Raw genomic sequence first — 21,690 nt, 5'->3', positions numbered from 1 at the left:
GTTGTCCAGCAACGACGAACCGGTGGTTGGCCTCGCGGACCTGTGGTCCTGGGCCGCTGAGGACGAGGACGTCCTCGAACACCCGGAGGTCGACCCGGAATCCGTGACCGCCGTCATGGTGGTCCACAACGCCCACGAGTGGCTGGCCCGCCAACTGCTGAGCCTGGCCCGGCTGGAACCCCGCCCGGGCCGCATCGTCGCCGTCGACAACGGCTCGACCGACGGCAGCCGCGCCCTGCTCGAGGCAGCCCTCGCCGAGGGTGTCATTTACGAGCTGGTCGACGGTGATGCCGCCTTCGGCTTCGGCCAGGCCGTCGACCTGGGGATCGGGGCCGGCACCCCGGAGTGGGTCTGGCTGCTGCACGACGACTCCGCCCCACGCCCCGACGCCCTCGCCCAACTCCTGCTGGGCGTCCGGTCCACTGGCGCGTCCCTGCTGTTCCCGAAGCTCCTGCAGCCGCGACGACGCAACTACCCGGAGACCGTGGCCGAGGTGGGCCAGAGCATCACCCGAAGCGGCCGTCGGGTGCTCAGCGTCGACGAGGGCGACGTCGACCAGCAGCAGGAGGCGCCCGAGCCGGTGCTGGGCGGCTCGACCGCCGGTCTCCTGGTGCGCGGCGACCTCTGGCGCGAACTGGGGGGACTGGCCCCCGAGGTGCCGCTGCACCGCGACGGCGTCGACCTCGGCTGGCGCGCCGCCGAGGCCGGACACGTGGCCACCACCTGGCCCGACGCCGCCCTCACCCACCGGCAGGCCGGGCGCACGGGGGAGCGCGTGCCGGGAATCGCCCGGACCTCACACGAGGCCGACCGCCTGGCCGCGATGCGCGTGGTCGCCGCCCGGGGCCAGGAACCGACCGGCCCGGCGGCGCTCGTGGTGGGCAGCGGACTGCGGGCACTCGGCTTCCTGGCGCTGAAGTCCCCGTCCAGGGCGGGCGCAGAGTTGCGCGCGGCCGCAAGGTTCCTCCGCGGTGGCGCGGCCACCAGGGCCCTGCGGGAGCGCTCGGTCCCATCTGGCGACGTCGACCTGTCCGGCATCCTTCCGGACCGGTTCTGGAGCGTCCGCAACGCGTTCGACCGGTTCGGAAACGCAGTCGCCGAGCGCTACCGCGACGTGACCGCAACCTCGGAGGGGGAAACCGGGATCGACGAGCTCACCGGCGACGACTTCGCCGGCAGCGGCCGCCGCGTCCGCAGGATCACCTCGCCCCTGGTGGTGCTGTTCGTCGTGGTCCTCGTCGCCGGACTCGTCGCGGGACGGACCCTGCTGGGCTCCGGGCAGGTCTCCGGCGGTGGCATGCTCGCCGCGCCCGCCAACCTGGTCGAGGCCTGGTCGGCTTTCCTGACCCCGGTCGTCGGGGTGCCGGGGGGCAATGCGCCCTGGCTCGGCTTCAACGCCTTCTTCTCCACGTTCGCCCTGGGCAGTCCCCACTGGTTCGCCTTCGCCGCGCTGCTCCTGGTACCGCTGCTCGCCGCCTTCTCGGCGCACCGCCTCCTCAAGCAGTTTGGTGCCGGGCGCACGGTCTCGGCCGTCGGCGGCGCGACGTGGGCCGGCGCGATCATCCTGCTCGGGATCGTCACCGCCGGTGACATGTCCGGCATGGTGCTGGGCATCGCGGGCCCCCTCCTGGCCCGCAGCAGCCATCGGGTGGCGGTCAACACCGCCACCGGGGCCGAGCGCCTGCGCGCGCCGGCCGGTGCGGCCTTCTGGCTCCTGGCCTGCGCGGTGGCGTGGCCGATCGCGCTGCCGCTGGCCACCGTCGCAGGGCTGGTGTGGCTGGCGCGCGACAGGCACCGCTGGGCCGACCTGCTGGTGGCGGTCGGAGTGCCATGGCTGTTCATGCTGCCCTGGCTGCCGACCCTGCTGCGCTGGCCCGGACGCATCCTCACCGGCGCCGACCCGCTGGCCTGGCCGGCCTACCCGCCCGCCTCCAGCGCCACCCTCGCCGGGCGGATCCTGCCGTCGGGCCTGCCGCTGTGGGCAAACCTCGTGTTCTTCGGCGCGCTGGGGCTGTTGGCCCTCGTGGCGATGGTTCGGATGACCAACGCACGCACCAGGCTCGTGGCCGCGCTGTCCATCGGTCTGCCGTTGCTCGCCGGCGTGGCCCTGTCCCGGCTGTCCCTCCAGGTCCATGGCGGCGAGTCACGCGCCCTGCTGTCCGGCTGGGCGCTGCTGGTGGTGGGCGCGCTGCTCGTGGCGGTCCTCACCCCCCACGTGCGCCGGGAAACCGAGGGAGGCTCCACCGGCGGGCTGAGGGCGGTGCTCGCCGTCCTGGCGCTCGTCGCGGTCCTCGCGGTCGGGACCTGGGGCTGGATCGGGTTCCGCGGGCCCGTGGGACAGAACCCGTCGCAGCTGCCGGGCTACGTGCGCGACGTCGTCGCCTCGGAGCGGGACACCCGCGTCCTGATGATCGAACTGGTCGACGCGCAGAGCCTGGCCTGGAACGTCGTCGACCGGTCACAGCCGACGTGGGGTAGCGGCGAGCGCAACCCCTCCGGCACCTTCGGCCCGCAGTTCGCCGGGCTGGTGCAGTCCTTCAGCGGTGGAGACGCGCCCGAGGACCTGGCCCAGCAACTCTCGTCGCTGGGAGTCAGCCACGTGTGGATGAGGGGCTTCAACCAGGAACGGCTGGCGGCCATCGGCAACGCCTCGGGCCTGGCGCGCGCCGCGGCCGACGAGGAGACGGTGGTCTGGACCGTCCTCGGCCTCGTGAGCCGGGCGCAACTGGTGGTCAGCGACGGCAACGTGCCGCTGTCCGACGGTGTCGTCCCCGAGGGTGACGGGACCCGGCACGTGCTGCTGGCAGAGGAGGCCGACGTGCGCTGGCAGGCAACGGTGGGCGGTGAACAGGTGCCGGTGGCGACGGGCCGACCTGCCGTGACGTTCGAGGTGCCCGAGGGCGTGCACGGCCAGTTCGAGTACTCCCTGCGCCCGGCTTGGGGATGGGTGGCCTGGCAGGGGCTCGTGCTGCTGGCGATCGCCGCCCTGGCTGCCCCCACGCTCGGCGGCGGCGCGACTGCCAGGAGGGTGGCGCAATGACCAGGAGAATCCTCGAGACCCTCGGGTACGTGGCGGCGATCGTCGCCCTCGTGCTCGGCATCACCACGGTCAGCCCGGCCGCCCTGCCGCGAGTGACACGGGTGGCGCCACCTCAGGACAACAAGGTGGTCTGCCTCCCCACGGGGGGAGCGGGCGTCGTGTTCGCCTCCGGGGTCGAGGCCATGGGCGGGCTGGGCGAGTCCGGCTCGGCCGTCGGTGGCGAGGTGGTGCTCGGCGACCAGACCGAGCCCGTCGTGCTGACCGGCACCGGCTCCCTCGTTGGCGGCTACCTGAACGCCATCGGCACCACGAAGTCCTGGACCCCCTGCGGACCGGCCCTCGCGGAGGGGATGCTGCTCGTTCCCACCGCGGCCGAGACGGAACTCCTCGTGGTGAACTCGGACCAGGGCGAGACGGCGGTCGACCTGACGCTCTACGGCACCGAGGGCGAGATCACCGCGCTGGGTGCACGCGGCATCGCGGTGGCGCCAAACTCGAGCCGCGTGATCGCCCTGTCCGTGCTGACGGACCGGCCCGGACCGATCGCCGTCGGCTTCAGCGCCAGCCGCGGCCGGGCCACCGTCATCGCCCGCACCACGGCCGCCACGGCCATGGACTCGGCCACAGCCTTCCAACCCGCCACCGAGCACCTGGTGGCGGGGATCCCGCTGGGCGCCGGCAACGCGACCGTCCTGCTGGCCAACGCGACGTCCGCCCGGGCCACGGTGGACGTCACCGCGCTCGGCGCCACCGCCGAGTACACCCCGCAGGGCGGCAGCGACCTCAGCATCCCGGCCGGCGGCACGCTGGCCGTCCCCCTCGGCGGCTCCCTGGCGGGCGAGGCCACGGCGCTGCGGATCACCTCCGACGCCGAGATCGGGGCCGCCGTCGTGACGGGCCCCACCCTGCTGGACCCGGCCGGCACGCTCGTCTCGGAGCAGGCGTTCGTGGCCCCGTCCGAACCTGGCACCGAGATGGCAGCGTTCGTGCCCGCGGCAGGAGTGCTGCAACTGGCCTCGGCCGGCGACGAAGTCACGGTCACGCTCCGGCACGCCGTCGTGGGCGGGGAGGAGACCGAGACGGAGATCGCCGTGCCCGCTGGCCGCACGGTCACGGTGCCACTTGCCGTCAGCGCTCCCAAGGGGCAGCTCGTGGAGGTGCGCGCGGACTCCGCGGTGGTCGGCGCCGTCACCTACCTCGACGGCGCCGGCATGGCCGTGGTGCCGCTCCAGCCCAGCGGCGTCGCGGAGGTCGAACCCCTCGACGCCGAGCTCGACCCGTCCCTGGACTAGGAGACCAGGGCGGGTCAGTCGTCCCAGTAGTCGTCGATGTCGAAGTCGGTGAGCTGGTCGATGTCCAGACCGGTCAGGGCGCTCAGTTGCTCGACGATCGTGCGGTGCACCAGCCGCCGCAGCTCCTCGCGCGTGTTGGCGCGGTGCTCGAGGGGGCGTTCGTAGATCACGATCTGCGCCTTGCGGCCCCGGCTGGGCTCAAGTGCGGCCGACATCGGGACCCGGTCCCCGGACCAGTTGACGTTGAAGTGCGGCACGTCCTCCACCCCGACGATCACGCCGTCGAGTGCCTCCGGGTTGACGTCCGCGATCTCCGCCATCGCCGACGTGACGCACTCGTTGAAGAACTCCGTGCGGCTGGGGCGGCTCAGCGGCACCGGGCGCCTGGACCAGGCGTGCGGCAGCGCCAAGGGACCCCTGATTCCCCGTCCATGTCGGTCCCGGCTGCGTGGCATGCGCCAACTCTAGCCCGGGGAGGCTAGGTTGTCCGGGTGCGCCTTTGCTCCAGGACCGCTTGCCACTCACCGGCGGTGGCCACACTGACCTACGTCTACGCCGACCAGACGGCGGTGCTCGGCCCCCTCGCCGCAGCCCGTGTCCCCGGCGCCCACGACCTGTGCGGCTCCCACGCCGAACGCACCAGCGTCCCCCGCGGCTGGGAGGTCATCCGACTCCCGCTGGACGACGCGCCCGGCGCCACGCGCACGGCGGAGGACGACGACGACCTCCTCGCCCTCGCGGACGCGGTGCGCGCCATCGGCCTGCGCCACGACGAGCTGGAGCCCGCTCCGGCGCTGCCCGCCGCCGGCCACAACACCGCTGAGGAGCCGCGCCGTCCGGGCCACCTGCGGCTGCTGCCGAGCCTCGACTGACCCACGCCCGGGCCGTGACCAAGTAGGCTTCGGGAGTGCTTGAACCCGAGATCTTCAAGGCCAACGACATCCGAGGCGTCGTGGTCGGCGACCATCCCCAGTGGGACGCAGACGGCGCCCGCGCAATGGGGGCCGCCTTCGTCGAACTGCTGGAGTTGCGGGGCCGCGAGTTCGTGATGGGGCGAGACATGCGCGTCCTCGGCCGCGAACTGTCACTCGCCTTCGCCGACGGCGCCCGCCGTGCCGGCGCCGGCGTGGTGGACGTCGGCCTCACCTCCACCGACCAGCTCTGGTTCGCCTCCGGATGGCTCTCGGAGCCCGGCGTGCAGTTCACGGCCAGCCACAACCCGGCAGACTACAACGGCATCAAGTTCTGCCTGGCCGATGCCCGACCCGTACCCCCAGACTTCACAGCGAGGCTCCGCGACCGCGCGGCCACCGTCGAGATCGGTGGGGAGGCCACCGGCGGGTACCGTGTGCTCGAGACCCTGGCGGCCTACGCCGAGAAGCTCTCCGCGCTCGTGCCCCCGGGGGAGGGCAGGGACCTGCGCGTGGTTGTGGACGCCGGCAACGGCATGGCCGGCCACACCGTCACCAGCGCGCTCGCCGGTCGCCGGCTGGATGTCGTCGGGCTCTTCCTGGAGCTCGACGGCACCTTCCCCAACCACCCGGCGAACCCGCTGGAACCGGAGAACCTGACCGACGCCCGGGCGGCCGTGCGCGAGAGCGGAGCCGACCTCGGCCTGGTGTTCGACGGCGACGCGGACCGCTGCTTCATCATCGACGAGCGCGGCGACGTCGTGGACCCGTCCGTGGTGACCGCGATGATCGCGCTGGCCGAACTGCGCAAGGAGCCTGGCGGCACGATCGTCACCAACACGATCACGTCGTGGGCCGTCGGCGAGGCGGTGGGGGACAAGGGGCGGTTGGTGAAGTCCCGCGTGGGGCACACCTACGTGAAGGCCATGATGGCCGAGGAGAACGCGATCTTCGGCGGCGAGCACTCCGCGCACTACTACTTCCGCGACTTCTGGTCCGCCGACACCGGCATGCTTGCCGCCCTGCACGTCATCGAGCTGCTGCGGGCCTCCGGCGAGCCGCTGTCGAAGCTCGCCGAGGAGTTCGACGGCTACCACCGCTCCGGTGAGTTGAACTCAACCGTCGCCGACGCCGCTGCCTGCCAGGCGGCGGTGGCGGCCGCCTTCCAGGGGCGGGGCGAGCGCGACGACACCGACGGCCTCACCATCGCCAACGCCGACGAGGGCTGGTGGCTCAACCTGCGGCCGAGCAACACCGAGCCCCTGCTCCGGCTCAACGTCGAGGCCCGAACCGCCGATCGGATGGCGGCTCTCCGCGACGAGGTGCTGGCACTGGTGGCGGCTGCATCGGGCGGACTAGATTTGGGTGCGCAGGCAACTGAACGGGAGAACCACAATGGGTGAGCAGAACATGGACCTTTCACCGGAGTTCCTGGAGATCGCGGCCTGTCCCGCGTGCCACTCCAAGTTCGCCGTCGACTACGACGAGTCGGAACTGGTGTGCACCGGCCAGGACTGCGGGCTGGCCTACCCCGTCGAGGACCGCATCCCGGTCCTGCTCATCGACCGCGCACGCAGCACCCGGTAGGGGCCGAACATGACCCGTCCGTCCTTCGACGACGCTCGCCTCGAGGCCCCGGAGGTGCAGGACTCCCCGGCGCTGCGCTGGCTGGCGGAGACCGGTGCCAGGATCCGTCGCGCCACCATGTCCGAGCCGCTCGGCGACATCGACGGCGCCGACCGGCCCCGCGGAGTGCTCGTGATCGGGCAGGAGGCCCGGCTGGTGCGGGCCGTGCTGGAGCCCGTGTGCCCGGTGCCGTTCATGGCGTGGCCCGGCCCCTCGCTGCCCGCCTGGGTCGGTCCGCTGGACCTGGTCATCATCCTCGGCAACCACGACGCCAGCCCCTGGGAGGTCGACTGCGCGGGTGAGGCCGCCCGGCGCGGCGCCACCATCATCGTCGCGGCCCCGGCCGACTCCACCCTGGGGGCCGCCGCGTCCTCGAGCGCCACCACCGTGGTTCCCGCCACTGACGCCGACCCGATGGCCGCCGCCGTGGCCGTGCTGGGACTGTTGGGGCAGCGGGAGCTGGGTCCGGCGTTCGAGCCGGAGCAGGTGGCCGACGCGGCCGACCTGGTGGCGGGCCTGTGCTCGCCGTTCCACGAGATCGGCAGCAACCCCGCCAAGGACTGCGCCATCGGGCTCGCGGAGGGCCTGCCCCTGGTCTGGGGCGGCACGGTGCTGGCCGCCCGCGCCTCCCGGCGGATCGCCGAGGCCATGCGCCGCGCCAGCGGCCGGCCGGCCCTCGCGGCCGACGCCGACGAGCTCGAGACCATCCTGCGCGCCGTCACGCCACGCGACCCGTTCGAGGACCCGTACCTGTCCGACGTCGAGGCACCCCCGGTCCTGATGCTGCTGGACGAGGACAAGGTGCCGGACCGGCTCAACGGCGTCGCGCGGCGGCTCAGCAACATCGCCGAGTCCGTCGGGGTCCGGGTGTGCTCCATCTCCTCCGGCGAACCGGGCCTGGAGAGCTCCGACGTCGAGCGCTACGTCACGCTCCTGCAGCATGGACGCTACGCCGCTGCCTACCTGGGCATCGGCCTAAACTCCTCCTCATGACAAAGGTCCTGGTCCTCAACGGTCCCAACCTCGGCAGGCTCGGCAGCCGCCAGCCGGAGATCTACGGCTCGACCACGCACTCGCAGCTGGCCGAGCACCTCGTCTCCACCGGTGCGGCCCTCGGCCTCGACGTGGAGGTGCACCAGACCAACCACGAGGGCGAGATGCTCGACTGGCTCGGCCGGGCCGCCGACGAGGACCTGCCCGTGGTGCTCAACCCGGCGGCCTGGAGCCACTACAGCATCGCCGTCGCCGACGCCGTCGCGCAGGTCGGGCTCGTCGTGGAGGTCCACATCAGCAACGTGCACGCCCGCGAGGACTTCCGAAAGCACCTTGTCGTGTCCCCGTACGCCACCGGCGTCATCGCCGGCCTCGGGCTGGGCGGCTACGACCTGGCTCTGAGGCACGTGGCGGCGCTCCGCGTCTCCGGGTAGCGGAGCTCGCTTCGCTCGACGGTTTGACGGGATAGACTCGCCCGCGTGGATTACCGAGTAGCAGACCTGTCCCTGGCCGAGTTCGGACGCAAGGAGATCGAGCTCGCCGAGCACGAGATGCCCGGCCTGATGGCCATGCGGGAGCGCTACGGCGACTCCAAGCCCCTGACAGGCGCCCGGATCGCCGGCTCGCTGCACATGACCATCCAGACCGCGGTCCTGATCGAGACCCTCGTGGCGCTGGGCGCCGAGGTGCGGTGGGCGTCGTGCAACATCTTCTCCACCCAGGACCACGCCGCCGCGGCCATCGCCGCAGCCGGCATCCCTGTCTTCGCGTGGAAGGGCGAGAGCCTGGAGGAGTACTGGTGGTGCACCCGCCAGATCCTGCAGTGGCCCGACGGCCGGCTGCCGAACATGATCCTCGACGACGGCGGCGACGCCACCCTGCTCGTGCACCAGGGCGTCTGGGCGCAGGAGGCCGGAGCCGTGCCCGCGGACGAGGCGTCGGACTCCGAGGAGTTCCGCGTCGTCAAGGCTGCCCTGCGCGAGGACCACGGCAACGTGGACTGGAGGGCCATCGCCGACTCCATCCAGGGCGTCACGGAGGAGACCACCACCGGCGTCATGCGCCTCTACGAGATGGCCCGCGACGGCAAGCTGCTGTTCCCCGGAATCAACGTCAACGACTCGGTCACCAAGTCCAAGTTCGACAACAAGTACGGCTGCCGCCACTCCCTGGTGGACGGCATCAACCGCGCCACCGACGTCCTCATCGGCGGCAAGGTCGCGGTCGTGTGCGGCTACGGCGACGTCGGCAAGGGGTGCGCCGAGTCACTGCGCGGCCAGGGCGCCCGGGTCATCATCACCGAGATCGACCCGATCTGCGCGCTGCAGGCCGCCATGGACGGCTTCCAGGTGGCCCACCTGGACTCCGTGGTGGACACTGCCGACATCTTCATCACCGCCACCGGCGCCTACCACGTCATCACCGCCGAGCAGATGTCCCGGATGAAGCACCAGGCGATCGTCGGCAACATCGGCCACTTCGACAACGAGATCGACATGGCCGGTCTGGCCGCGTTCGAGGGCGTCACCCGGACCAACATCAAGCCGCAGGTGGACAAGTGGACCTTCCCCGACGGCCACGCCATCCTCGTGCTGTCCGAGGGGCGCCTGCTGAACCTCGGCAACGCCACCGGCCACCCCTCGTTCGTGATGAGCAACTCGTTCACCAACCAGGTGCTCGCCCAGATCGAGCTGTTCACCCGCCGCGAGGAGTACCCCGTGGGCGTGTACACGCTGCCGAAGAAGTTGGACGAGGAGGTCGCGCGGCTGCACCTGGCAGCACTCGGGGTGGAGCTCACCGAGCTCACGCAGGAGCAGGCCGACTACCTCGGCATCGAGGTCTCCGGCCCCTACAAGTCCGACCACTACCGATACTGAGGAGCGCCGGGCTCGCTGCGCTCGCGCGACTACCTGTTCCGACGAACCAAGCGCGCTTCGCTCGACGGTCCGTCGTTCACTTCCCGGGATTCAGGGACTGCCAGATCTCCTTGCACTCCGGGCACACCGGGTACTTGTCCGGATTCTTGGTGGGTACCCAGACCTTCCCGCACAACGCGACGACGGGGGTTCCCGTCACCATGGCCTTCATCAGCTTGTCCTTCGGCACATAGTGCGAGAATCGCTCGTGGTCACCATCCTCGAACTGTTCGGTACGTTCGTCGATGACAGTCTGGGAGCCTGGGGCGAGTTCGCTCATGGGACCGATTCTAAGCCGGAGGGGCGATGGAGGACACACGCGAGCCGATGCCGGGTCGCAGGAAGCTGCTGCTGGGCCTGTTCCTGAGCGTCTTCGGGGTGGCGTTCGAGATGATCGGCATCGCCACCGCCATGCCGACGATCATGGCCGAGTTCGACGCGTCCCAGCTGTACGCGTGGGCGTTCTCGACGTTCGTCATCGGCCAGCTGCTGGCGACGATCCTCGCGGGCCGGGTCGCCGACCGCAACGGCCCGCTGCCCCCGATGCTGGCAGGGTTCCTGCTGTTCCTCGCCGGGCTGGCCCTGGCCACCTTCGCGGGCAACGTCTGGGTGCTGTTCCTGGCTCGCTTCCTGCAGGGCCTCGGCGCGGGCGGCCTGACGCTCTCGCTCTACGTCACCATCGCGCTGGTGTTCTCCGGCCCGGAGCGGGCGACGGTGCTGGGCTGGATCAGCTTCATCTGGCTCCTGCCCGCCTTCGTGGGGCCACCCGTGGCGGCCTGGCTGACCACCATCTCCTGGCACCTCGTGTTCGCGCTGATGATCCCCTTCCTGCTGGTTGCCGCCGCTCTGGCGTTGCCGTCGATGCGGCGGGTGCAGGCGCACTTCCGGCCGGGCCGGGGAACGGGACGGGTTCCCTGGTGGGCCGTCGCCGCCGTGGCGCTCGCCCCGGGCTTCGTCCAGCTCGGTGGGGAGGGGCTGGGAGCCTGGAGCGTGGCCGCCGTCGTCGTCGGACTGATCGCTCTGGTGGTCGGCCTGCGCAGGGTGATGCCCAAGGCCATCAATCTCCTGGGTCGGGGACTGGGTGCAGTGGTCGCCTCCCGCGCGCTGCAGGCCGGCAGCTTCTTCGCGGCGGAGGCGTTCATGCTGCTGGTGCTGCAGGAGCTGCGGGGCCTGACACCGCTCGAGGCGGGGCTCATCCTGACCATCGGCAGCGTCTCGTGGTCGCTCGGGGCCTGGGCGCAGGCCCGGCCCTGGATCCGGCTGCGACGCGACCAGCTGATCAGCATCGGCACCGCCCTGGTGATCTTCGCCCTGCTGGTGGTCGTCGGGTTCATCGCCCTCGACTGGCCCGTCGGGGTCGCGTTGGCCGGGTGGCTGTTCGCCGGCCTCGGCATGGGTGTCCAGCTGCCCAGTACCGCAGTGGCCACGATGGACCTGTCCGGCCCGCACGAGCAGGGTGCCAACAACTCGGGGCTGCAACTCGCCGAGGGACTGGGCAACGCCTTGATGACGGGGGTCGCAGGAGCCCTCTACGCGGCCCTCCTGCCCAACCTGCAGGCCAGCTTCCTGACCGTCTTCCTCGTCCTCACGGCCTTCTGCGTGCTCGGTCTGGTTGCGAGCTTCCGGATCGGGCCGATTGCCAACTCGTCGCTCAAGGATCCTGCCTGAGCGGTGCTCAGGTGGTTAGGAAGTGGATCGTGGCCCACATCGTCAGGCCCAGCAGGGCCGCGGCGCTCAGCACCACCCACGCGTAGAACAGCGGCGAGTGCCGCTCCTTCGACTTTTTGGGGCGGTAGCGGTCCTTGCCGATGTAGTTGTCCAGCATCACCATCGGCGTCTGCGAGCGCGGGTGCAGGCTGCCCGACTGGTGCCCACCGCTGACGGCCACCACCGACGGGGCGGGCGCGTTGGGCATCGAGGGCGCCGACGCGGGGGTGCCGGGGTTGTGGGAGGCCGCCATCCTGCGTGGCCGGAACTCGTCCCCGCCCGGCAGCGCGTCCGCGAGCCGGTCCAGCGCATCGGCCAGTTGGAGCGCGGTCTGGGGGCGGCGGTTGGGATCCACCGACAACGCCGAGGCCAGCACCGCGTCGAGCAGGGGCGGTGCGCCGAGCTGCGCTGCGATCGGCTGCGGCGGGATGGCGGGGTTGCGGTCCAGGACCTCCTGCAGCGACTTGGCGGGGAACGGGGGCCGTCCGGTCAGCATGGCGTAGGTCACGCAGGCGATCGAGTAGAGGTCCGAGCGCTGGTCCAGCTGCGTCGAGCGCGCCTGCTCGGGCGCCATGTAGGCGGGGGTGCCGGCGGTCATCGTGTCGCGGTACTCATCCAGCAGGGACTTCGCGACGCCGAGGTCCGCCAGCATCACGCGCACCCCGCCGGGGCCGTTGGACAGCAGGATGTTGCCCGGGGTGACGTCGCGGTGCACGAGTTGGTTGCGGTGCAGCACGTCGAGTGCCCGGCAGGCCTCCGCGCACAGCCGCAGGGCCAGCCCCGGCGCGACCAGCCGCTTGCGCAGTGACTCCAGCGAGCCGCCGTCGGCGAGGTCCATCACGAAGTAGGGCTGGTTGCGATCGGTGGTGCCGATGTCGTAGACCCGCACGACGCGCTCGTCGGCGAGGCGACGCAGCAGCCGGGCCTCGGCGAGGAAGCGGGCGCGGACGTCGTCGTTGCCGGCCCAGTTGTCGGCCAGCACCTTGATGGCCACGGCCACCTCGAGGCTGTCGTCCTGGCCGCGGTAGACGGTCGCGAACGAGCCGGACCCGATGCGTCCGGTGACCCTGTAGCGTCCGATCATTTCCATTGTTGTCATTGTCGCCCATGAATGGTCCGCGGCGGTAAACACCGCGTGTGTCCGTCGCGCGTGGCGATCGGCGGAATATGTTGGCATCCTTGTGCGCATGAGCCAGACCTCCCACCAGCCGCCCGCCGGCTGGTACCCCGATCCCGCCGGCTCCGGCGACGAGCGCTACTGGGACGGGGGGACCTGGTCCCAGGTGACGAGGCCCACCGGTGGACTCCACGGGACCGCCCAGCCCCAGCAGGCCCAGTGGCAGCAGGGCCACGCCCAGCAGCCCTACGGCTACGCGCCCGGTGCGGCTGGCACCCACGGGCCCGCGAGGCTCGCGGGCTGGTGGTGGCGCGTGCTGGCCAGCATCGTTGATTCCCTCGTGTTGTTGATCCCGTTCGCGATGGTGCAGTCGTTCCTGCTGGGCGACGCCATGGTCACGCTGGAGCAGTGGTCCTACGACGTGCTCGCCGAGGCGGAGCGCGGCTCAACCACGTTGCCCGCCTTTCCCCAGGGGCTGTTGTCCGACTACTTCGGATACCTGCTCGTGGTGATGGCGCTGACGGCGGCCTACCGGGTGGTGCTGGTGGCCACCGCCGGCGGGACCGTCGGACAGCTCGCGTGCGGCCTGCGGGTGGTGCGCGAGGGCGACCACAGCCTCGGGAGGATCGGCTGGGGCACCTCGGCCGTGCGAGGCATCCTCGCCGTCATCCTGTTCCAGGTGCCGGTGCTGGGCCTGGTCAACGCACTGATGCCGCTGTTCAACCGCAACCGGCAGACCCTGCACGACCTCGCGGCCAAGACCGTGGTGGTCAAGAAGTGAACGAGCTACCCGAGGGGCTGGCCGAGCTCGCCGACGACTACGGGATCGCCCGGGAGTTCTGGGACTGGAAGGGCCGCCACACCCTCATCCCCGCCGAGACCATCATCACCGTGCTCGGCGCCCTCGGCGTCGCCGCCGGCACCCAGGCCGAGCGCGACGAGGCCCGTGCGCGTCGGCACCAGGACTACTGGCGCCGCGTCCTGCCGCCCTGCACCGTCATCCGCGAGGGTGAGGTCAAGTCCTTCCCGGTGCACGTGCCGGCCGGCACGAGTGTCGACGTGCAGGTCGTGCTCGAGTCCGGGGAACGGCGCCCGCTCGGCCAGACCGACAACCAGGTGCCCGACACCCAGATCGACGGCGCACCGCGCGGTGAGGCCACCTTCGTCGTCCCGGAGGACATCCCGCTGGGCTACCACACCCTCGTCGCCACCGGCACCGAGGGCGTCTCGCAGGCCTCCCTGATCGTCACCCCCCGCTTCCTCGGGTTCCCGGCTGCCATGCGCGACGAGCGGATCTGGGGTTATGCCACCCAGCTCTACAGCGTGCGCTCCGAGCGCTCGTGGGGGATGGGCGACCTGACCGACCTGGCCGACCTGATCACCTGGTCGGGCACGCGCCAGTTCGCCGGCTACGTGCTGATCAACCCGCTGCACGCGGCCGAACCCACCGCACCGATGGAGCCGTCGCCCTACCTGCCAGCCAGCCGACGCTTCGTGAACCCCATCTACATCCACCCCGAGTCCGTCCCGGAGTTCGCCGACCTCGACCCGAACGCACGGCAGCGGATCCGCCGGATGCGCGCCACGTTGGCCAAGGACTCGGACCCCTCGGTCATCGACCGGAACGGGAGCTGGCTGGCCAAGCGCGAGGCGCTGGAGCTGGTGTTCGGCGTCGGGCGCCGCGCGGCGCGCGACATCGCCTTCGACGACTTCCGCTACCGCGAGGGCAGCGCACTGCGGAACTTCGCTGTGTGGAGCGTGCTGTGCGAGCAGTTCGGCACCAACTGGCAGGAGTGGCCCGAGGAGTTCCGGAGCCCGTCGTCGCCGGCGGTGCTCGACCACGCGGCGGCGCACGCCGGCCGCGTCGAGTTCTACGAGTGGCTGCAGTGGATCGCCCACACCCAGCTGTCGGCGGCGCAGACCGTTGCACAGGAGGTGGGGATGCGCGTCGGTGTCGTGACCGACCTCGCCGTCGGCGTCAGCGGCAGTGGCGCCGAAACCTGGATGATGCGCGACCTGTTCGCCGAGGGCATGCACGTCGGTGCGCCGCCGGACCAGTACAACCAGGCCGGCCAGGACTGGGGCCAGCCGCCGTGGCGCCCCGACCGCCTCGAAGAGGTGGCTTACGCGCCTTTCCGCGCCATGGTGGCCGCCACGCTGCGACGAGTGGGCGGCGTCCGCATCGACCACATCATCGGACTGTTCCGCCTCTGGTGGGTGCCTCAGGGCCTCGGCCCCAAGTTCGGCACCTACGTGCGCACAAACCACGAGGCGATGGTTGGGATCCTCGCGCTGGAGGCCCACCGCGCCCAGGCGCTCGTCGTCGGGGAGGACCTCGGCACCGTCGAGCCTTGGGTGCGCGACTACCTGCGCGACCGCGGCATCCTCGGCACGTCGGTGCTCTGGTTCGAGTCCGACGAGCACGGTGGCCCCCTCGACGCCGAGCGCTGGCGCGAGTACTGCATGGCATCTGTGACCACGCACGACCTGCCGCCCACCCTCGGCTACCTCGCCGGTGACCACGTCCGGCTCCGCGACGACCTGGGCCTCCTCACCGAGCCACTGGGCGACGAGTTGGCCGCCGCCCGCGCCGAGCAAGCCGCCTGGCTTCAGCAACTGCAGGACCACGGCGTCCTCGACGAGCAGGACCGGGACGACCCGGAGGAGGTCATGCTGGCGCTGCACCGCTACCTGCGGCGTACGCCGTCGAAGGTGCTGCAGGCTGCCCTCGTCGACGCAGTGGGGGAGCGGGTGGCGCAGAACCAGCCCGGCACCCACAACGAGTACCCCAACTGGCGCATCCCACTGCGGGACGCGACGGGCGAGCTCGTCCAGCTGGAGGACATCTTCACCGCCGAACTGCCGCGCCGCCTGGCTGCAGTCATGAACGGTCTGGAACGCCAGCCCCACTCCCGCTGGTCCGGGGAATGATCTGCGGTTGATGGGTAGGTCAGGGTAGGTCTGAGGTTTCCACGTCGCCGGCGAGCCAGGTGTAGATCTCCGAAGAGGCGTCTCGTCCAAGCGTGCCGCCACAGCCGCCCGAGAAAGCCCAGATCCGGGCCTCCACACCCTCCGGGGTCTGGAAGACCAGGACGTACTCTGGGCCTGCGTCTGCGGGGCACTCCTCGTCCACGGCCGGTCCGTGGCGAGCCTGAGGCTAGATGTTCCCCGGGTTCGGGGCCGCTTGGTAGGGGTTGGTTGTCTCGTCGCCGGAGGCGTCGAGGATGATCGTCTCGATGGCCGGGTCGCCGTGGCTGATGCGGCGGGCCGCCAGGGGCAGCTCGGCCAGCGAGTCCGCGTGGCGGGCGCGCGCGTCCTCGAGTGTGGGCCGGTGCACGAGTTCGCCCTGTTCGTACACGTCCACCAGCAGGTCCCGGTCGTCGCCGTCGTTGGTGGGAGGCGTGCCCATGCCGATCACCTCGGCCTCGGCCACCCCCTTCTCGTCGCGACGACGCATCGCGAACTTGCGCCCGCCGAGGGTGTTCTTGCCCTTGGACTTCTTCGCCACGGGCGTCATGGGAGCGGTGGGGTCGGCCGATTCAGCGCGGGCCACGAGCTTGTAGACGAACCCGCAGGTTGGGTGCCCGGACCCGGTGACCAGCGACGTGCCGACGCCGTAGCCGTCGACGGGGGCCCCGCTGAGGGCAGCGATCTGCCACTCGTCCAGGTCCGAGGTCACGGTGATGCGGGTGTCGGTGGCGCCCAGGTCGTCCAACAGGTCGCGGGCGCGGCGGGCCATGATGCCCAGGTCCCCGGAGTCCAGTCGGATGGCGCCCAGTCGGCCCTCGGTGAGCTGCACCCCGAGCCGGATGGCGGCGTCCTCGTCGTAGGTGTCCACCAGCAGCGTGGTGTCCTCACCGAGGCTTGCGAGCTGCGCCTTGAAGGCCTGCTCCTCCGAGTCGTGCAGCAGCGTGAACGAGTGCGCGGCGGTGCCCATCGTGGGGATGCCCCAGGTGCGCCCGGCCTCGAGGTTCGACGTCGCCGCGAAGCCCGCGATGTAGGCGGCCCGCGCGGCGCCGACGGCGGCCCACTCGTGCGTGCGGCGCGCCCCCATCTCGGCGCAGGGGCGGCCGTCGGCCATCGACGTCATGCGCGAGGCGGCGGCCGCGATGGCCGAGTCGTGGTTGTAGATGGCCAGCAGCACGGTCTCCAGCACGCAGCACTCCGCGAACGAGCCCTCCACACTCAACACCGGTGAGCCCGGGAAGTAGACCTCGCCCTCGGGGTAGCCCCAGATGTCTCCGGAGAAGCGGTAGTTCGAGAGCCACTCGGCGAGGTTCTCCTTGATCACGCCCTGCTCGAGGAGCCAGCTGATCTCCGGCTCGGCGAACCGGAAGTTCTCGATGGCCTCTATTGCCCGGCCCAGACCGGCGACGACGCCGTAGCGGCGGCCGTCGGGCAGGCGCCTGGTGAACAGGTCGAACAGGCTGTGGCGGTCGGCGGTGCCGGCGTCCAGCGCGGCCTGGACCATGGTGAGCTCGTAGTGGTCTGTCAGCAGGGCCGTTGTCATGGGTGGACTCTAGCGGCGCCCGAGCCCGCGGCGCGTGCATGTTTGCCGGACCGTTGTAAGAATGGGGGAATGACAGAGCAAGGCGTACCGGAGCAGGCAGGGGGAGTCGACGTACTCGACGCCCCCACGGAGGCGCCCGCGACCGCTCAGCAGTGGGTCACCATCGTCTGGGATGATCCGGTCAACCTCATGAGCTACGTGACCTACGTGTTCCAGGAGTACTTCAAGTACTCCCGGGACAAGGCCGAGACGTTGATGCTGAGGGTGCACAACGACGGCAAGGCCGTGGTCTCCACGGGCAACCGAGAAGCCATGGAGCGCGACGTGATGGCGATGCAGAACTACACCCTCTGGGCCACGATGGAGCGCGCATGAGGCCCGGTGACAACGAGGTGGTCTGGGAGTTCGACGGCAGCGACGGGCACGCCTCGGTGATGGGCGCACTCGTGGTGCGCCACATCGAGGGACTGGACGACCTCCTGCCCGAGGACTACGACGACCCGATGGACCAGCTCGCCGCCGAATTCGCGGACCGTCCAGACGAGCTCGTCGAGGCCGACCCGGAGCTGGCACGGCTGTTCCCGCCGGCGCTGGAGGACGAGGAGCAGGCACGTCAGTTCCGCCGGGACGCCATCACCCAGCAGGCCCGCGACCGGATCGAGGCCGCGCGGATGGTGCTGGCTGACGTGTCCATGGAGGACGACGCCGTGGTCTACGTCACGATGGGGCGCATCGACGCCTGGGTGAAGACAATGTCGGCGATCCGCGCCCAGTGGAACGTCGACCTCACCGGCAGCACCGACCGCCTCGCCGAGGCGACGCGCCGCGACGTCGCCAACAACCCGACCGCCGTCGCCGTGTGCGACTGGCTCGGATACCTCATCGAGGACGCGCTGGAGGCGCGCATCATGGCCCTGCGGGCAGGAGAACTGTGAACGACCTCAACCGGCCCATCGGGATCTTCGACTCGGGATTCGGTGGCCTCACGGTCATGCGCGCCCTGGTCGACCAGCTGCCGAACGAGGACTTCATCTACCTGGGTGACACCGCCCGCCAGCCGTACGGGCCCCGCCCGATAGCCCAGGTGCGCGAGTTCGCCCTGCAGGGGCTGGACCACCTCGCGTCGATGGACGTCAAGGCGCTGGTGATCGCCTGCAACTCGGCCTCCTCGGCGGTGCTGCGCGACGCCCGCGAACGCTACTCGGTGCCGATCACCGAGGTGATCCTCCCGGCAGCCAGGCGCGCCGCCGCGGCCACCCGCAGTGGCCGGGTCGGCGTCGTGTGCACCGAGTCCACCGCCCGCTCGAACTCCTACGACGACGCCTTCGCCATCAACACCGACATCGAGCTCCTCACCCGGCCGTGCCCGCGCTTCGTCGAGTTCGTCGAGTCCGGCATCACCGGCGGGGACGAGCTCCTCGATGTGGCCCGCGAGTACCTCGACCCGCTCAGCGAGGCGGAGATCGACACCCTGATCCTCGGCTGCACGCACTACCCGCTGCTCAGCGGCGTGATCAACTACGTGATGGGCCACGGCGTCACCCTGGTCTCCAGTGCCGAGGCCGCGGCCCAGGCCGCCTTCGCCATGCTGACCCGACGCGGCCTCGTCCACGAGGGCCCACGCGAGGCCACCCGCACCTTCCTCACCACCGGCGACCCGACGGACTTCCAGGGCATCGGCGAGCGCCTGCTGGGGGAGTTCGTCACCGACGTCGCTAGAGTGAAGATCGACTGAGTGAACCAACCCGGAGGACCACGCACCCATGTGCACCAAGATCACCTGCCCCACCTGCAACAAGCCCACCTGGCAGGGCTGCGGCGACCACATCGAGTACGCGCTCGGCGACGTCGCGCCCGCGGACCGATGCACCTGCCCACGCGGCTGACGATAGGTTTGGGGGCATGACTGAATCCCCCCGCCACGACGGCCGCACCCCCGACGCCCTGCGCGAAGTCCGCATCACCCGCAACTGGCTCGACCATGCCGAGGGCTCGGTGCTCGTGGAGTTCGGGCGCACCCGCGTGCTCGTGGCCGCGAGCGTCACCGTCGGGGTACCCCGCTGGCGCAAGGACTCCGGCCTGGGCTGGGTGACCGCCGAGTACTCGATGCTGCCGCGCGCCACCCACACCCGCGGCGACCGCGAGTCCGTCAAGGGCAGGATCGGTGGCCGCACCCATGAGATCTCCCGCCTGATCGGCCGCTCGCTGCGTGCGGTGATCGACTACAAGGCCCTCGGCGAGAACACCATCGTCCTCGACTGCGACGTCCTCCAGGCCGACGGCGGCACCCGAACCGCAGCCATCACCGGCGCGTACGTCGCACTGGCCGATGCCGTCGCGCACCTGCGCCGCCTCGGCGCGCTGAAGGGCGAGCCGCTCAAGGACTCGGTGGCCGCGATCTCCGTGGGCTTCGTCGGAGGCCGGCCCCTGCTGGACCTCGACTACGAGGAGGACTCCGGCGCGGGCACCGACATGAACATCGTGATGACAGGCTCCGGCACCCTCATCGAGGTGCAGGGCACCGCGGAGGGCGAGCCGTTCACACGCGCTGAACTCAACCAGCTGCTCGACCTGGGCGAGGCCGGGTGCGCCGAGCTCACCCGCCTGCAGCAGGAGGCGCTCGCGAAGTGAGCCGGCCCGATCGGGTGGTGCTGGCCACCAACAACGCCAAGAAGCTGGTCGAGCTGCGCCGGGTCGTCGCGGCCGCCGGCCTGGACGTGCAGGTCCTGGGCCTGGCGGACTTCCCGTCCTACCCCGACCCGGACGAGACCGAGCGCACCTTCGAGGGCAATGCCTTCCTGAAGGCAGAGGCGGCCGTCGCGGCGACCGGTGTGGCCGCCATCGCCGACGACTCCGGCCTGGAGGTCGACGAACTGGGCGGCATGCCCGGCGTCCGCTCCGCCCGCTGGGCCGGGCCCGAGTGTGACGACCGGGCCAACCTCGAGCTCCTGCTCAGGCAGCTCGACGGCGTCCCCGAGGATCGCCGCACCGCCCGGTTCGTGTGCGCCCTGGCCTTCGTCGCTCCCGACGGCGAGCGGCTCGTCTGGCGCGGCGAGATGCCCGGTCGGATCGCCACCGCGGAGGCCGGGACCAACGGCTTCGGGTACGACCCGATCTTCGTCGCCGACGGACACGCGCAGACCACGGCCGAGTTGACGCCGTCGGCCAAGGACGCCATCAGCCACCGCGGCCACGCGGTGCGCGCTTTCGTGGACTGGCTCGAGGAGGGCTGAGATGCAGCAGTACCTGGACCTGCTCAGGCTCGTGATGGACACCGGCATCGACAAGTCGGACCGCACCGGCACCGGTACCCGGAGCATCTTCGGGCACCAACTCCGCTTCGACCTGCGCGAGGGCTTCCCGCTGCTGACCACGAAGAAGGTCCACACCCGCAGCGTGTTCGGGGAACTGCTGTGGTTCCTGCGCGGCGAGACCAACATCAAGTGGCTGCACGAGAACCGGATCACCATCTGGGACGAGTGGGCCGACGCCGACGGCAACCTGGGGCCCGTCTACGGGTACCAGTGGCGCTCCTGGCCCACGCCCGACGGCCGGCACGTCGACCAGATCGCGAACCTTATCGAGTCCCTGCGCACCAAGCCCGACTCCCGCCGCCACATCGTCAGCGCGTGGAACGTCGCCGACGTCGACGAGATGGCCCTGCCGCCGTGCCACTCGCTGTTCCAGTTCTACGTGGCCCCACCCGCGCAGGAGGGCGGCAGGGGGGTGCTCAGCTGCCAGCTGTACCAGCGCTCCGCGGACCTGTTCCTCGGCGTGCCGTTCAACATCGCCAGCTATGCCCTGCTCACCCACCTGGTCGCGCAGGTCAGCGATCTCGAGGTGGGCGACTTCGTCCACACCTTCGGTGACGCCCACATCTACTCCAACCACTTCGACCAGGTGGCCGAGCAGTTGACCCGCAAGCCCGGAACGCTCCCGACCCTGCGGCTGAACCCCGACGTCAGGGCGATCGACGAGTTCGAGCTCGCCGACATCGAGGTGCTCGACTACAACCCGGCGCCCGCCATCAAGGCGCCCATCGCCGTCTAGGAGGACGTAGAAGTGCGCATCGTTGCGATCGCCGCAGTCGCGGACAACGGAGTCATCGGCTCCGGGGACGACATGCTTTGGCACCTGCCGCTGGACTTCAAGCGGTTCAAGGAGGTCACCACCGGCAACACGCTGATCTTCGGGCGGCGCACGCACGAGCAGATCGGGCGTCGGCTGCCGAACCGCCGGCTGATCGTCGTCACCCGCAACCGGGACTGGTCCGAGGAGGGCGTCGAGGTGGCGCACTCGATCGAGGAAGCCCTCGAACTGGCCGCCCAGACGCCGGAGAAGATCTGCTACGTCGGCGGCGGGGCGGAGATCTACGCAGCCGCCTGGCCCTACCTGACCGAGCTGGACCTGACCCACGTCCACCAGTCGCCCGAGGGCGGCGCGACGTTCCCGCTGGTGACCCAGCGGGAGTGGACCGAGATCTCCCGCGAACCCATGCCGGGCTTCGACTTCGTCCAGTACCGCCCCACACCGACGATGACCTGACGCGGGCCGCGGCCGCGAACTAGGCTCGGGGCC

Annotated in this window: 23 protein-coding genes; 19 read left to right on the top strand and 4 right to left on the bottom strand. The window is 70.9% G+C overall.

All coding sequences use genetic code 11. From position 1 onward, the window contains the following. Position 1: 1 nt before the first annotated feature. Together FOJ82_RS02530 and FOJ82_RS02525 are read left to right on the top strand one after the other, a co-directional pair. Entirely contained in the window at positions 2 to 3,040 is a 3,039-nt protein-coding gene (locus FOJ82_RS02530; protein ID WP_143936862.1) for a glycosyltransferase family 2 protein, read from the top strand. After that, positions 3,037 to 4,332 carry a DUF5719 family protein gene (locus FOJ82_RS02525; protein WP_143936861.1) on the top strand — a complete coding sequence of 432 codons (1,296 nt, stop codon included), beginning with the start codon at positions 3,037 to 3,039 and terminating at the stop codon, positions 4,330 to 4,332. The genes FOJ82_RS02530 and FOJ82_RS02525 overlap by 4 nt, the downstream gene beginning before the upstream one ends. 14 nt (positions 4,333 to 4,346) lie before the next feature. On the opposite strand, the gene FOJ82_RS02520 is transcribed toward FOJ82_RS02525, so the two are convergent. After that, the gene (locus tag FOJ82_RS02520; RefSeq protein WP_143936860.1) at positions 4,347 to 4,787 is read right to left on the bottom strand and encodes a metallopeptidase family protein; all 441 of its coding nucleotides are present in this window, start codon (positions 4,785 to 4,787) and stop codon (positions 4,347 to 4,349) included. Between the two features lie 36 nt (positions 4,788 to 4,823). On the opposite strand from FOJ82_RS02520, the gene FOJ82_RS02515 reads away from it, so the two are divergent. The 6 genes from FOJ82_RS02515 to ahcY are packed head-to-tail and all read left to right on the top strand — an operon-like array spanning position 4,824 to position 9,739. After that, the gene (locus FOJ82_RS02515) at positions 4,824 to 5,204 is read left to right on the top strand and encodes a DUF3499 domain-containing protein (protein WP_143936859.1); all 381 of its coding nucleotides are present in this window, start codon (positions 4,824 to 4,826) and stop codon (positions 5,202 to 5,204) included. Between the two features lie 35 nt (positions 5,205 to 5,239). Then, the gene (locus FOJ82_RS02510; protein WP_143936858.1) at positions 5,240 to 6,646 is read left to right on the top strand and encodes a phosphohexomutase domain-containing protein; all 1,407 of its coding nucleotides are present in this window, start codon (positions 5,240 to 5,242) and stop codon (positions 6,644 to 6,646) included. Then, complete coding sequence (locus tag FOJ82_RS02505) at positions 6,639 to 6,830, top strand: Trm112 family protein (protein WP_143936857.1); 192 nt, start codon at positions 6,639 to 6,641, stop codon at positions 6,828 to 6,830. Before FOJ82_RS02510 ends, FOJ82_RS02505 begins: the two co-directional genes overlap by 8 nt. A 9-nt stretch (positions 6,831 to 6,839) precedes the next feature. Next, entirely contained in the window at positions 6,840 to 7,862 is a 1,023-nt protein-coding gene (locus tag FOJ82_RS02500) for a phosphoheptose isomerase family protein (protein WP_143936856.1), read from the top strand. Next, positions 7,859 to 8,296: a type II 3-dehydroquinate dehydratase gene (locus FOJ82_RS02495; RefSeq protein ID WP_143936855.1), complete on the top strand. Its 438-nt coding sequence runs from the start codon at positions 7,859 to 7,861 to the stop codon at positions 8,294 to 8,296. The genes FOJ82_RS02500 and FOJ82_RS02495 overlap by 4 nt, the downstream gene beginning before the upstream one ends. Positions 8,297 to 8,341: 45 nt before the next feature. Further along, the gene (gene ahcY / locus FOJ82_RS02490; protein WP_143936854.1) at positions 8,342 to 9,739 is read left to right on the top strand and encodes an adenosylhomocysteinase; all 1,398 of its coding nucleotides are present in this window, start codon (positions 8,342 to 8,344) and stop codon (positions 9,737 to 9,739) included. Positions 9,740 to 9,815: 76 nt separating this feature from the next. Here ahcY and FOJ82_RS02485 read toward each other — a convergent pair whose 3' ends face one another. Continuing rightward, positions 9,816 to 10,058, bottom strand: a complete 243-nt coding sequence (locus tag FOJ82_RS02485) for a DUF3039 domain-containing protein (RefSeq protein ID WP_143936853.1) — start codon at positions 10,056 to 10,058, stop codon at positions 9,816 to 9,818. Between the two features lie 26 nt (positions 10,059 to 10,084). Here FOJ82_RS02485 and FOJ82_RS02480 point away from each other — a divergent pair, with 26 nt between their 5' ends. Next, positions 10,085 to 11,446 carry an MFS transporter gene (locus FOJ82_RS02480; protein ID WP_143936852.1) on the top strand — a complete coding sequence of 454 codons (1,362 nt, stop codon included), beginning with the start codon at positions 10,085 to 10,087 and terminating at the stop codon, positions 11,444 to 11,446. A gap of 7 nt (positions 11,447 to 11,453) precedes the next feature. Here FOJ82_RS02480 and FOJ82_RS02475 read toward each other — a convergent pair whose 3' ends face one another. After that, on the bottom strand, positions 11,454 to 12,575 hold the full coding sequence (locus FOJ82_RS02475) for a serine/threonine-protein kinase (RefSeq protein WP_185975586.1): 1,122 nt from the start codon (positions 12,573 to 12,575) through the stop codon (positions 11,454 to 11,456). Positions 12,576 to 12,672: 97 nt separating this feature from the next. Here FOJ82_RS02475 and FOJ82_RS02470 point away from each other — a divergent pair, with 97 nt between their 5' ends. Together FOJ82_RS02470 and malQ are read left to right on the top strand one after the other, a co-directional pair. Then, positions 12,673 to 13,383: an RDD family protein gene (locus FOJ82_RS02470; protein ID WP_143936850.1), complete on the top strand. Its 711-nt coding sequence runs from the start codon at positions 12,673 to 12,675 to the stop codon at positions 13,381 to 13,383. Continuing rightward, positions 13,380 to 15,533, top strand: a complete 2,154-nt coding sequence (gene malQ / locus FOJ82_RS02465) for a 4-alpha-glucanotransferase (protein WP_143936849.1) — start codon at positions 13,380 to 13,382, stop codon at positions 15,531 to 15,533. Before FOJ82_RS02470 ends, malQ begins: the two co-directional genes overlap by 4 nt. Before the next feature lie 226 nt (positions 15,534 to 15,759). Here the strand turns inward: malQ and FOJ82_RS02460 are convergent, their stop codons facing one another. Then, positions 15,760 to 17,112 carry a nicotinate phosphoribosyltransferase gene (locus tag FOJ82_RS02460; protein WP_143936848.1) on the bottom strand — a complete coding sequence of 451 codons (1,353 nt, stop codon included), beginning with the start codon at positions 17,110 to 17,112 and terminating at the stop codon, positions 15,760 to 15,762. 69 nt (positions 17,113 to 17,181) lie between these two features. On the opposite strand from FOJ82_RS02460, the gene clpS reads away from it, so the two are divergent. The 8 genes from clpS to FOJ82_RS02425 are packed head-to-tail and all read left to right on the top strand — an operon-like array spanning position 17,182 to position 21,657. Further along, positions 17,182 to 17,487: an ATP-dependent Clp protease adapter ClpS gene (gene clpS, locus FOJ82_RS02455; protein ID WP_143936847.1), complete on the top strand. Its 306-nt coding sequence runs from the start codon at positions 17,182 to 17,184 to the stop codon at positions 17,485 to 17,487. Next, positions 17,484 to 18,047, top strand: coding sequence for a DUF2017 family protein (locus FOJ82_RS02450; protein WP_143936846.1), 564 nt, complete (start codon positions 17,484 to 17,486; stop codon positions 18,045 to 18,047). The genes clpS and FOJ82_RS02450 overlap by 4 nt, the downstream gene beginning before the upstream one ends. Beyond that, entirely contained in the window at positions 18,044 to 18,847 is an 804-nt protein-coding gene (murI, locus tag FOJ82_RS02445) for a glutamate racemase (protein WP_143936845.1), read from the top strand. The genes FOJ82_RS02450 and murI overlap by 4 nt, the downstream gene beginning before the upstream one ends. Before the next feature lie 28 nt (positions 18,848 to 18,875). Further along, the gene (locus FOJ82_RS16830; RefSeq protein ID WP_281279915.1) at positions 18,876 to 18,998 is read left to right on the top strand and encodes a hypothetical protein; all 123 of its coding nucleotides are present in this window, start codon (positions 18,876 to 18,878) and stop codon (positions 18,996 to 18,998) included. 16 nt (positions 18,999 to 19,014) lie between these two features. After that, positions 19,015 to 19,743, top strand: a complete 729-nt coding sequence (gene rph / locus FOJ82_RS02440) for a ribonuclease PH (RefSeq protein ID WP_143936844.1) — start codon at positions 19,015 to 19,017, stop codon at positions 19,741 to 19,743. After that, positions 19,740 to 20,345 carry an RdgB/HAM1 family non-canonical purine NTP pyrophosphatase gene (gene rdgB, locus FOJ82_RS02435; RefSeq protein ID WP_143936843.1) on the top strand — a complete coding sequence of 202 codons (606 nt, stop codon included), beginning with the start codon at positions 19,740 to 19,742 and terminating at the stop codon, positions 20,343 to 20,345. The genes rph and rdgB overlap by 4 nt, the downstream gene beginning before the upstream one ends. Before the next feature lies 1 nt (position 20,346). Then, positions 20,347 to 21,162 (top strand): thymidylate synthase, encoded by an 816-nt coding sequence (locus FOJ82_RS02430; RefSeq protein ID WP_143936842.1) that lies wholly within the window; start codon positions 20,347 to 20,349, stop codon positions 21,160 to 21,162. A gap of 12 nt (positions 21,163 to 21,174) precedes the next feature. Then, entirely contained in the window at positions 21,175 to 21,657 is a 483-nt protein-coding gene (locus FOJ82_RS02425; RefSeq protein ID WP_143936841.1) for a dihydrofolate reductase, read from the top strand. The last annotated feature ends 33 nt before the right edge of the window (positions 21,658 to 21,690 follow it).

The sequence above is a fragment of the Tessaracoccus rhinocerotis genome (genome assembly GCF_007197885.1).
Lineage (GTDB): Bacteria > Actinomycetota > Actinomycetes > Propionibacteriales > Propionibacteriaceae > Arachnia > Arachnia rhinocerotis.
Note: the sequence above shows the minus strand (reverse complement) of the source record. Positions and strands in the feature narration are given on the sequence as shown.